At 54.1% G+C, this 12,088-nt stretch carries 11 protein-coding genes; 2 read left to right on the top strand and 9 right to left on the bottom strand.

The features are described from left to right. The first annotated feature begins 14 nt into the window (after positions 1-14). On the top strand, positions 15-215 hold the full coding sequence (locus tag N6G83_RS44990) for a hypothetical protein (RefSeq protein WP_211135704.1): 201 nt from the start codon (positions 15-17) through the stop codon (positions 213-215). A gap of 56 nt (positions 216-271) precedes the next feature. Here the strand turns inward: N6G83_RS44990 and N6G83_RS44985 are convergent, their stop codons facing one another. The 7 genes from N6G83_RS44985 to N6G83_RS44955 form a co-directional block, all read right to left on the bottom strand. After that, on the bottom strand, positions 272-1,666 hold the full coding sequence (locus tag N6G83_RS44985) for an amidohydrolase family protein (RefSeq protein ID WP_024530337.1): 1,395 nt from the start codon (positions 1,664-1,666) through the stop codon (positions 272-274). Positions 1,667-1,679: 13 nt separating this feature from the next. Further along, positions 1,680-2,630: a carbamate kinase family protein gene (locus N6G83_RS44980; RefSeq protein WP_211135703.1), complete on the bottom strand. Its 951-nt coding sequence runs from the start codon at positions 2,628-2,630 to the stop codon at positions 1,680-1,682. 208 nt (positions 2,631-2,838) lie between these two features. Beyond that, on the bottom strand, positions 2,839-4,389 hold the full coding sequence (locus tag N6G83_RS44975) for a xanthine permease (protein ID WP_024530335.1): 1,551 nt from the start codon (positions 4,387-4,389) through the stop codon (positions 2,839-2,841). A 245-nt stretch (positions 4,390-4,634) separates the two neighbouring features. Beyond that, positions 4,635-6,053 carry a DUF1116 domain-containing protein gene (locus tag N6G83_RS44970; protein ID WP_024530334.1) on the bottom strand — a complete coding sequence of 473 codons (1,419 nt, stop codon included), beginning with the start codon at positions 6,051-6,053 and terminating at the stop codon, positions 4,635-4,637. Further along, complete coding sequence (fdrA, locus tag N6G83_RS44965; protein ID WP_024530333.1) at positions 6,053-7,600, bottom strand: acyl-CoA synthetase FdrA; 1,548 nt, start codon at positions 7,598-7,600, stop codon at positions 6,053-6,055. The genes N6G83_RS44970 and fdrA overlap by 1 nt, the downstream gene beginning before the upstream one ends. Beyond that, the gene (locus N6G83_RS44960) at positions 7,560-8,348 is read right to left on the bottom strand and encodes a DUF2877 domain-containing protein (protein ID WP_211135702.1); all 789 of its coding nucleotides are present in this window, start codon (positions 8,346-8,348) and stop codon (positions 7,560-7,562) included. Before N6G83_RS44960 ends, fdrA begins: the two co-directional genes overlap by 41 nt. A gap of 144 nt (positions 8,349-8,492) precedes the next feature. Next, positions 8,493-9,098: an ankyrin repeat domain-containing protein gene (locus N6G83_RS44955; RefSeq protein ID WP_024530332.1), complete on the bottom strand. Its 606-nt coding sequence runs from the start codon at positions 9,096-9,098 to the stop codon at positions 8,493-8,495. A gap of 375 nt (positions 9,099-9,473) precedes the next feature. Here N6G83_RS44955 and N6G83_RS44950 point away from each other — a divergent pair, with 375 nt between their 5' ends. After that, entirely contained in the window at positions 9,474-10,403 is a 930-nt protein-coding gene (locus N6G83_RS44950) for a LysR substrate-binding domain-containing protein (protein WP_021180041.1), read from the top strand. Between the two features lie 168 nt (positions 10,404-10,571). Here N6G83_RS44950 and N6G83_RS44945 read toward each other — a convergent pair whose 3' ends face one another. After that, the gene (locus N6G83_RS44945) at positions 10,572-11,345 is read right to left on the bottom strand and encodes a MipA/OmpV family protein (protein WP_211135701.1); all 774 of its coding nucleotides are present in this window, start codon (positions 11,343-11,345) and stop codon (positions 10,572-10,574) included. Between the two features lie 187 nt (positions 11,346-11,532). Further along, on the bottom strand, positions 11,533-12,088 hold a 556-nt coding region (locus N6G83_RS44940), incomplete at its 5' end, for a TetR/AcrR family transcriptional regulator (protein ID WP_260524181.1).

The raw sequence follows: 12,088 nt of genomic DNA, 5'->3' as shown, positions 1-12,088 counted from the left end.
GCAAGGAGCAGGGAATGCTTGAAAGTATCGGTGAGTTGGTGAACCTGGTATTCAGAATTATTTTTGGGATATTGGAAGCCATCTACGAAATTGTGAACTTCATTTATTCGTTTACCAAAGGACATAAGCGAGCACGGGTGTTAATCACCTTATTGGTATTTTTGGCATTGCTCGGTCTGTTCTGCGGGTGGATTGTTAATGCAAGTACGGGTTAAGCCAATGATGATGTAAATGGGCGCAGCGTGCTGCACCCCTGGTGTCACCACATCTATCAGGCCTTACTGCCTTGCCCAACGTGGCCCCAAACCATCTCGCCCTTATGGAACGTGGCGGTTCTTGGGGAAATGCGTGCTACCGCTTCGGCGGAGCAGGAGGCATCAACCAGCACGAAACTGGCATCGTCCTGGGCTTTCGGCCATACGCGTTCCCCTTTGTCATTCAGCGGCAAGACATCACCGGTGGCGAGCGCCAACGAACGTGACAGAGTTCCCTCATTCGGGCGTACGTAAAGCTGAGCGTAAAGGTTGGCTTTCTCCAGCATGTCGCCCAAGCCATACGGCGACCAGTGGTCGATCACGCTGTCGGTGCCGGTCATCAAAAACACGCCTTTCTCACGCAACTGGCTGAGCGGCATGTGCATAGTGCCGATAGGGACCGTGGTGGCAATGGTAATCTGCTGTGCTGCCATACGGGTAGCAATCTCATCCACCTGCTGTTCATTCATCATTGCCAGCGCAAAGGCATGGCTAATGGTCAGCTTGCCCTTTAACTGTGGCGTTTTCTCGACGGTTGCTACCATGTAGTTCACCGCCGCAATGCCTGCCGGGCTGGTTTCGTGCAGGTGGATGTCCACCCCTTTGTTATAATCCAGCGCGATCTGGAACATGCTATCGAGCGATTTTTCCATTGCGCCATCGACGTTGGTCGGATCCAGACCACCGACATAGTGCGCTCCTGCCTGCATTGCCTCACGCATCAGCGGCTCTGATTTCGAATACAACAGGCCATGCTGTGGGAACGCGACAATCTCGCAGTCAAAGCCAGATTTGCGGCGTGCCAGCACTTCTTGCAGATTCTCCAGGTTTTTCAGCCCCGAGGTTGGCTCAACGTTGCAATGGCTGCGGGCGGTGGTGGAACCGTAGGACTGAATTAAATCGATCAGCTTTTCGGCCCGCTCTTGGGTGTAAGGTTGCAGTTCCGGCAGCAGCTTCTGCTCCAGCCTGATCATATCCTTGATGGTGGTGCCCGCCGGGCGATTCAGCGAACGCCATGGGCCGCCGTAAAAGGTTTTGTCCAGATGGATGTGCATATCTCGCATGGCGGGCAGCATCAGCTTGCCGCCAGCGTCGTAAACCGGCAGCGTACTGTCCGCATGCTGGCGGTTATCGCGCAAGGCAACGATCTTGCCCTGATTGATCTCCAGCGTTTTCAGTTCGGTGCGAGTGCTGACCGGGGTTGCTCCGTCAAACTCAAAACCCGCCTCTAGCAGCACGTTATCCAGATAATAGTGCTTGTCAGTAATTTTCATGCGCCGATCTGCCTCACAGTTCGCGGTTGCCGGGTTAGCAGCATAACCGACGGAGGAGGTTGCCCCCAATAGTGCGCAGGCCGCAGCCACTTTGCCACTATGGCTCAAAAACTCACGGCGGCTTTTGTTCTCATTCATCTGTTGTTGCCTCTCAGAGGTTAACGATATGGGTGCCCGTTTCACCGCGCAGTGCGGCGGGGAGGCAATCCGGCGAGGTGATGACGACGCGTTTGCCGCCGTCGCGTAAGAACGCCAGGCTGGCGACGATCTTCGGCAACATGCTGCCTGCCGGGAAGTGGCCCTCTGCCATATAGCGGGTCATTTCGGCCACGTTCACCTGGCCTAACGCTTGTTGGTTCGGCTTGCCAAAGTGAATGCACACTTTCTCCACGCCAGTGGTGATCACCAGTACGTCGGCGCGGATTTCCCTGGCGAGCAGGGCAGTGGACAGATCTTTATCGATCACCGCATCGACGCTTTGGTAATCCCCTTGCGGATTACGCGCGACAGGAATGCCACCGCCGCCCGCTCCGATCACCACAAACCCTTGTTGAGTCAGCGCCTTGATAGCGTCGGCTTCCACGATCCTGATGGGGTCCGGTGAGGCGACCACCCGGCGATAGCCGCGCCCGGAGTCTTCTACAAAACGCCAGGTGGGGTATTGCTGCAATAACGCATCACGCTGTTGTTCGCTAAAGAAAGCGCCAATCGGTTTGGTGGGGGTGGTGAAGGCGGGATCCTGTTTATTCACCTCAACCTGCGTGATGACGGTTACCGCTTTCTGCCCGCCATGCTGTGCAAGACTGTTGTTGAGTGCCTGCTGAATGAGATAGCCGATACCGCCCTGGGTATCCGCCACGCAGTTGGCCAGCGGGGTTAGCGGCAGTCCTTCATGTTCGTGGGCCACTTCTGCACGGCGTAATTCCAGCCCCACCTGCGGACCGTTGCCGTGGGTGAGTACGATGTGGTAATCCGATGCCAGCATTTCCAGCACCGAGTCTGCGACCTTTTTCACCGCCTCGGCCTGATGTTCCACGGTCTGGCTGGCGTTGTCTTTGATAATGCTGTTGCCACCAATGGCGACGACGACGAGTTCTTTCATTTGGGTCTTCCGATTAAAAAGGCCGTTTAAATAGGGGCGGGAACCTATAAATGCCCCTCACCCTAACCCTCTCCCACAGGGAGAGGGAACCGATCGAGTTCGTTGATTTTTCGGTGTAATACCTTGCTTTTATTACTCCCTACTGTCCGGGCTGGTTGCGCACTCGGGGCAACTCCCTCTCCCTGTGGGAGAGGGTAGGGATGAGAGGTCAGGCGGTTTTGGTTGGCTCTTGCACTGGAGCTGGAACCGTTTCACGGCTATCGAGAAAATGCTTCACCACAAACATGGCCGACATCATCAGGTAAGCCAGCGTGAACAGCAATGAGCTTCCCTCGGCAAAGCCCACGGCTGGCGCATGGATCACGCCGAACAGGGCCAGCAGAGCACCAGTTGCCGCTGCCACCGCACCACGCAGCGGTTTGTTGATGATGGCGAAAATCGCGACACAGCCCCACAGCATACTGGCCAGTGGCGCACCGCTACCCAAATGCACCAGCCCCTGGTAATACACGCCTTTGCTATGCAGCAACTCAGCGCCCAGCTTGGCTCCCGAGGTGCCCGCCGCCCCCAGCACGCTGTTAACCATGGTTAATCCCCAGTTGGCGATCCACGGGAACAGGCAGATGAAGATCACCGGGACCTCGATTTTCGGCGTTTCCCTCACCACCTGGTTGGCGGTGACCACGCCGATAAACACCAGGATAGGCACGATCGCCGTCATCGGGATCACCGCCAACATAAAGGCACCCAGCCCGAACAGCGGAACCAGGAACATCGTCACGCCGGACGCCAAGGTGTAACCAATGCTGGCCCCCATGGCTTTCCAACCGGCGTGGCCAACATACACGGTCACCGGGAACGGGTTGCCCAGCAGGCAGCCGAACATGGAGGAGAGGCCGTTGGCCATCATCACTTTGCGGGTGTTGTATTCATCCCCGGCGGCGTGCGCACTCTCGATGTTCTCCAGGTCAAAGATGTAGTTCGCCAGCCCCAGCGGGACGGCAGAGGCCAGATACGGCAGCGCGTGTGGCAGGCCCTGCATGAAGCTGTCGACATGGAATCCTGGCGGGTTAAAGCCAAAGGAAGACATTGAGGCTTTAATCGCATCTGGGCTTTGCAGGCCGGAGATCCACGCCAGCGCAGTACCGGCGATCAGCAGCAGCAAACCGGTCGGAATGCGGGCGAATATTGGCTTTTTGCCAAACCAGTTGATAAAGATCAGCAGCAGCACGATGAACGAAACGGTCGGCGCTTCGAACGCCTGCAACATCGGGTTCATCGCCAGTAGCAACAGCCCCAGGCCGGAAAGGCAGGAGAGCAGCACGGTGCGCGGGATCATCTTGCGGATGGTTTCGCCGAGGAAAGAGCCGCCCACCAGGATCAGTGCTTCAACAAAGCACCACACTAGGCCGATCGAAATGGCAAAGTCCGCATCGCCGGTCGACTGATAAACCGGCATCAGCACCAGGAAGGTCACGGTAAAAATAGACGGCGCACTCGGGCCAGAAGGCAGCGCGGTCACATCGCTCCGCCCGGTCTGGCGAGCCATTTGCAGGCCGAACCAGGTGTAACAGATGCTGGCCATCATCACGGCCAGACCAAAGGCCGGGGCTATGCGCCCGTAGACAATCTCTTTGGGAATACCCACCACAAAGATGAGTAACCCCATCATGGTGAGCAGGTTGGTCAGGTTATTGGTCATCAGCCCGAAGTAGGCTGCCCAGTCACCGCGTTTCCACTCTAATTTCATTTTGTTCATGGAAAATCCTTCACAGGTCGTTTAACAACTCTCGACGATCAACGGGATCGCCATTGGTCCTGCAGGTGAACAACTCTCTGGTGTCAGGTGGGGCTAACGCTGGGTTAGCCCCGGTTACCCTATGAATTTCAAGTTGCAGCTAGGCGACAAACTATCTCATCCCCAGGAGCTTACGTTTTTGTAAGTGACTGGGGTGAGATAGTGCAGGTAACAACGCTGCAGCTTGAAAGACGACGGGTATATTGTTATTGGCAGTAGTGGTCGCGATACCTCAGTATTGCTTTCTCAAAACAGGCGAACGGCGGGTGCACAATCCCGGCACCGATCATGCCGATCCCGGCATCCTTATGGGCAATGGCGGTATTGATCACCGGCAGGATGCCGCTGCTGCCGACCTTGGTAATATCGATCGCCGTTGGGATCCCCATAAACGACAGCAGGGGAATAGTGACGTTGGGGTTTTCGCCCAAGGTGATTTCACGCATCTGGCGTGAGAAATCGATCGCTTCATCCACCGTGCCCCCGACCAGTGCAACGATGGCCGGAGCGGTTGCCATGGCAAAACCGCCAATGCCGTAGGTTTCGGTGATGGCGCTGTCACCGATATCCAGCCCCGAGTCTTCCGGTTTATAGCCTGCAAACATCGGGCCGATAACCTGCTGCGCTGGGCCGGTAAACCACTGGCCCGGTAGCCCGCTGATGCGCAGACCAAACTCAACGCCGTTACGCGCCATGGTGGTGACCACGGTGCTGTACTCAATACCGTGCGCCGCATCCATTGCCGCTTTACACATCGCCATCCAGGTTGGGCCGGAGAAGTAATCGCTGCTGGCGACAAAGTCGAAGACCTCGCGCTGCTGCTCAACCGGGTAGCCCGCCTGGATAATCCACGGCGTCAGCGCCTGGATCAGCAGTGAAGTGCCCGCATTGTTGCGGTTGTGGCACTCGTCGCCCATATGCAGCGCTTGCGCCAGCATCAGCCGCAGGTCGATCTCACCGGCCAGCTTCATGGCATCTCGCAGCATCGGGCCTTGCACATCGCGCATCCAGTTGAGTCGGTCAATCACGCTTTGGTCATTGGCCCCCATGCGCAGGATCTTCGCCATCTGCTCGCTCATATTGGTATATGCGCGGTTGCCGTAGGTTTTGTTCTCGACGATATGCATGAACATTGACGCGGACGTCACGCCTGCCATCGAACCCACGCAATCATGCTCGTGGCACGGCGAGAAGATGATTTCGCCGGATGCTGCCAATTCTGCTGCCTCGTCGAGGTTGGCTGCCAGTCCTTCAAACACCAGCGCACCGGTGACCGCGCCTTTCATCCCACCGCACATTTTCTGCCAGGTGATCGGTGGGCCAGCATGTAAAATGGTGTTGCGCGTCATACCAGGGACGACGTTGATCGCCTGGTCATAACCTACCAGCACCGGATGCGACTGAATAATGCGCTCCAGCGCCAGTTTGTTCGCGGCAGCCACTTTCTCGGCAAGCGCGGGGGAGGCAATCTGATCGAGTGCCTCAACCACCGCCATATTGCCCTGGCCCGGTGGAGTCCAATCGAGCTGGGTTACCGGCACATGCTGTTTTTTGAGATCATCACTGAACATGGCGATACCGACGTTAATGACGTTCAGCGGTTGGTTGAATAACGTGTGGCTCATCAGGCTTTCCCTCCTTTACAAACAAATTCACGCGCCAGCAATCCGGTATTGGTGCTGCTGCTAGCCCAGATCACTCCCGCATCGGTGAGCATCTGGCACTGCTGCTGTAGCGACGGCGTATCGAGATCGGTGCCCAGCACATAGCCGAGGATCTCCAACGGTCGGCTCTCGCTGGACGCAATGGCCTTGGCCTCTTTGATCGCCTCGATCATTACGCCCACCGGATCTTCGTGAGAGCCAAAGCCAAGCACGAAGTCCATCACGATCACGCCAACTTCGGGATCGCGCGCTTCCTGCAACAGACGTTGGATGCGGTTGGTCGGGTCGATCATCGGGTGCGGTTTGCCATTGGTGAAGTCGTCATCGCCAAAGTCGAGGAAGGTGTGTGCCACGCTGCGGTTGAGGTCTTGCAGGCGCATGGCCGGGTCGGGCTGAATATTGCTGTAAACGTCGTCGTATTTTTCCAGTGCGGCAAACATCGCTTCGTCGCACAAAGTGCCGCCACAGAACAGACCACGAATGTATTTTTGCTGCGGCGTCAGCTTGGCACGCACTTCTTCAATCAGCGGCCAGTTCAGTGGATGCAGGTCGAGCGACTCTTCTTTGATGCCGGTAAGCAGCACGGCCTTTAACGCTGCCTGTTTGGTTGCACGTGCAAACTGTAACCCTGGTTCATCGGCTGGTGGCTCATTGCGCCCAAGGAAACAAACCACCACGGGTTTACGGCAGGCACGGGCGCGTTCTAGCACGGTGTGTGCCACGGCAGGGGCAGGGGGTTTGGAGACCAGTACAATCACCTCTGTACCGTTGTCGTTCTCTAACATCTCCAGCGCGTCCAGCATCATCCGGCCGCCAATTTTTTCGCTCAGATCGCGCCCGCCGGTGCCAATCAGTTGCGAAATACCACCGCCGAACTCATGGATACGTACGCTCAACTCCTGGCTACCGGTGCCGGATGCGCCGATAATACCGATGTTGCCACGGCGAACCGCGTTACCAAAACACAGGGCGGTGCCATTAATGATGGCGGTGCCGCAGTCTGGCCCCATCATCAGCAGGCCTTTTTCATGCGCCAACTGTTTCAACGCCAATTCATCTTCGATGGAGACGTTATCGGAGAACAGCATCACGTTGAGATCGTTTTCCAGCGCTTGACGGGCTTCACGTGCCGCGTACAACCCGTTTACCGAGATCACCGCGAGGTTGCTCTCCGGGATATGAGTTTTCGCACTGGCGAGGGTGGCGTAACGCGCTTCGTGGCGGCCACCTTTATCTTTGTGGGTGAACAAGGCTTCGATCGCTTGCAGAGTCGCCTCATTAGCTTCATCGCTGGCACCCTTAATCACGATCATCAGATCGCCGTTTTTGGCGGCTTCCAGCTCTGGGGTTAACAAGCCCAGGTTCTCCAGCACTCCTTTGTTCATCTCCGTGGCCATGGCCACAAACGCTTGTTCAACGCCTTCAAGTTTGTTCGCTTTGGTGGAAATAGACATCAGCGAAACAGAGTCAAACCAGGTGTTGTTTTTTACCACGATCCTGATGGGCATATTTTTCTCCAAAATATGAGGTCAAGAGGCAGGCATCGGCCATGCCATACAGCATGTCGCAACCCGAACTTGAACCGATCTGTTTAATCTTGTTAATGGTATCGATAATAAGGTGACGATCGTCGTGTACTAATTTTTCTAACAGGTGACTAATCACCTGTCGGTAACGCTGATTGATTGCCGTTTCTAAGGTAATAGCGCTTAGCAGCGTGGTTTTATGTTGTGCTTTCTCCAGCACTGCCAGAAAAACCTCGCGATATTTTCGCGCCGGATGACCGGGTAGCAATAATATAGAGCAAAGCCCAACCAGATAATCATCACCGGAAGGCGTCAGGCCAATTCCCAAACCAATGAGAGAATGTAAGGCCTCGTCGGGATCTTCATTGCGCCGTATCGCTAGAAATAACGCATCACGATGAAGTTGTAATAATCTGGCCATTTCCCGATAAAATATATTCTCGCCACGGTAATTAAACAGCGAATTACCGGATGAAGCCTGTTGATTAATGCAAGCCCCCCATTGGTGCCAAGCAATTGATGCTCTGCTTGCTTCGGTTAAATACAGGTCAGGCTGCTGCCATGTCTGGCAGTGAGATAAATCAATCCAACTATGCTGACCTATTTCAATGCTGCCCTGAGAAAACTCGACGCGATCTCCTGGGCTAAATATCTGGTCACAGTGCCTGAGCGCTATGCGGCAACTATTGGGGGCGTTATCGTACTCGTCGCTTAATAACGTGTAGAGCATGTTCTGCTCGGGAACGAACAGGTTTACCGCGCGTGAAAAAACCTGTTCGACCTGCCCACTTAGCCTCTGGCGGGGGAACGCCACCTCCGCCGATAACGCTGTAATGCACTGCCGTTGAGGCTGTGCGATGGCATTTCTCCTCGGTTAAGCGCCGGCGGCAACCAGCAGTTCAGCAATTTCGTGATAGCCTTTTTCGCGGGCCAGCGTCAGAGGCGATTTACCATATTTGTCGGTCATATGAGGATTGGCACCGTGATCGAGCAGTAATTTGACAATCTCTTGCTGTTTCGCGCCGCCATCATTTAACACAATGGCTTCCAGCAGCGGCGTCCAACCGACAAAATTGGTGTGGTTGACGTTAATTTCAGTACGCGTTAACAATTCACGTACAATATCGACGTGACCTTTTTCGCTGGCTGGGGTAATACCCACGCCGCCAAAGCGTGTTAAACGGTCCAAATCCGGGTTTGCTGGCAATACCAGACGTAGTAGCGTTAAGTCGTTATTCAGGCAGCTCAGCAGGAAGGGGTTAAAACAGGTCTGATCCTGCTTATCAATGTCTGCACCGGCAGCGATTAATAATTCCACGCAGTCGTAATGTTTATTCAAGCTGGCAAGCGTAATTGCGGTGCGGCCTTGGCGGTTAGTGGCATTGATATCTGCCCCTTTACTCAGGCAATTTTTCAGCGCGTCGCTGTCGCCCTGTTCCGCTGCAAAAAGAAATTCTGTGATTAGCGCCTTATCAGACATATTCTGGCTCCCTATTTTTCCAGTGGGCTTTGGATGCTTTCATTGCTACTGAGAATAGCAATAGATGCTGGATAAAAACATCCGCTTAAGAATCATTCATCGCAAAGGGTGTAATTATTGAAAATAATTCAACAATAAAGACAAACTGTGCGGCGGCGCAATCTTTCTCTTATGTTTTGCGCCTTTTGCCACGGCAAACGTCCCTGCGGGGAATGGGCTTTCACCTCCCGCCACATCAGGCTCTAAACTAATAATCAGAAGTGTGATTGTCTTCAAATCAGTTGTAATCGCAGTGTTAAATTTTGTTCAATACTGGTTGCGTGTCATAGGATTTACAAATACATTCAACAATGCGTCCAGGGGGGAGGAGGGGTCATGAATTCTATTTTTACCGAAGAAAATCTGTTGGCATTTACCACCACGGCGCGTTTTGGCAGCTTCAGCAAGGCGGCCAAGGAACTGGATCTGACGACCTCGGCCATCAGCTATACCATCAAAAGGATGGAAACCGGGCTGGACGTCGTACTGTTTAACCGCAGCACGCGCAGCATCGAACTCACCGAGTCCGGTTTTTACTTCTACCGTAAAGCGACCGATCTGCTTAACGACTTCCATGCCATCAAGCGTGGTATTGATACCATCTCGCAGGGTATCGAGGCGCGGGTGCGCATCTGTATCAATCAGTTGCTCTACACCCCAAGGCATACCGCCCGGCTGTTACAGGTGCTGAAGAAGCAATTCCCCACCTGCCACATTACGGTGACCACCGAGGTATACAACGGCGTCTGGGATTCCATCATCAACAACCAGGCCAATATCGCTATTGGCGCACCGGATACGTTGCTGGACGGCGGTGGCATTGATTACACCGAAATTGGCGCCATCCGCTGGGTGTTCGCCATTGCGCCCGATCATCCCTTGGCGTTTATGCCAGAGCCGATCTCAGAGAGCCAGCTGCGGCTTTATCCCAACATCATGGTGGAAGACACCGCGCATACCATCAACAAGAAGGTGGGATGGTTGCTGCACGGGCAGGAAGCGATCCTGGTGCCGGATTTTAACACCAAGTGCCAATGCCAGATTTTAGGGGAGGGGATTGGTTTCTTACCGGAATATATGGCGCGTGAACCGGTAGCAGAGGGGCTGTTGGCAACCCGCGCCATTCATAACCCACGGCAGGATTCCAGCATGTTGCTGGCGACACAGCATGCGGCAACCGGGCAGGTCACCCAGTGGATCAAAAAGCAGTTCGCTCCGGGTGGGGTGCTGACCGGGATTTATGGGGATTTGCTTTATCGGGAGTGACTCGGGGATCTTGGTGCCTAAAATCCCCTTACCCTGGCAGAAAGTAAACTGCACCTTAAACGCTGGCTAGTCACAAATTAAGGTGCAGTGGGTTATGGCAAAACAGTCCCTTCCCATAAATGATTATTGGGATCCATCGCTGGTTTATCAAATAAAATAGTGGGCCGATCAGAAGCTATATAAAACGCCAGCCACTGCATTGATACTATAATCACGATCGGTCATCGCGCTATCTTTCACCGTGTCGCTCATCTGTTCATTAAATCCCATCAGGAACAGCTGCCAGTCGTTATTAATGGCATAATAGCTGGCGAGAGAAATGTAAGATGTGACGCCGCTTTTCGCCTGGTATTGTTGCATCCCGCTGCGTTGCGATTCCCGTTCGCTGATACCAAAATAGTAATTATTGAAGGCGCGGTTTTGCCAGCGCATACCGAAACCGGGAACCAGTTGTAATTTGCCAAACTGGAAGCGGTACTGATAGCCGACATCGGCAATTACGCCGTCGCTATAGCCCAGCACGTCGGTTGCAATATCAGCGTTGATGCTGCCCCAATCGGCATGGTACTGATACCCGATGCCCGCCATGGCGGTCGCTCGCCGCTTGTCCAGTTTCTTCATCGCCGGATCGTCGCTATCCGCAGGCTTAAAGCTTAGTGGGGAGTAGTTAACCGCCAAATGCAGATTGTGCTTCTCAGAACTCAGTAGATTAATCCCGATCCCTTGGCCGTTAATAAAAAACTGCTCTCCTTGATAAGTCAAAATCGGTAGCGGTATATATTGTGCATCATAGTCGCGATAGGGTAACTGTTCTGCCAGTACACCAGCACCTACCGACCAATCGCCAGCATAGGCATTGCCCGTTAGTAATATGGCTGTCAGCGAGAACGGTTTAACCATTAAAAATGACGTGCGAGTAGATAAAAAAGAATAATCCATCATGATAAATATCCCAGGGTTAGGTCAAAAGGTAGCCATCAGCTACTAATGAGCCGATCACTAAAGTTCAGGTTTTTATCGATACGCTAATGAAATGTTATGACTTACTTTTTAATAGGCTCCTGCTCTATGGAAACAAGCAACGCCGCCATTAGCGTTGCAGGGAATAGTAGATTGTGCCGGGGCCATTTTAATCTTCCCCTTGGATGCTGGCTCCTAAAACGGCGGCAAAAGACCCGGCAGCGGCACCGAAGGCGCGCTCAATCAGCAACAGCATGGCCTGCATACGCGCGGCTTGCTCTTCAGGCGTCCAGCTAAACATCTGGTGGCCGAACAGGAACAGCGAACCGGCAAGAATGAACTGCACCGTCGATAGCGGATCATCAACTTGAAAAACGCCTTCCTGGTTTCCTTGCTCCACCACCGTTGCCAGGATCGGCCCAAAGGCCAACACCGTTTCAATATTGCTGCGCTCATGCAATGCGCGGTTCTCTGGGCGGTGTAAGTCCTCAACCAAAGCCTGCCCGGCTTCTGCAGTTTGATTCTGCGCGGCGATGATGGCGCAGAACTTTTCAATCGCCCCCAGTTGCGGATCGTCGGCAATGATTTGTGAGCGGGCAACCATCTCGGCACACAGTTGCTGTGCCAACGCTGCCAGTACTTCATCTTTGGATTTGAAGTAGTAATAAAACGTCCCCTTGGCGATGCCAGCGCTGCGAACAATGGAATCAACAGAGGTCGACTCA

The organism is Serratia sp. PL7 (genome assembly GCF_945957435.1).
The sequence above is the reverse complement of the archived record's forward strand: the minus strand, read 5'-3'. Positions and strand labels throughout refer to the sequence as shown.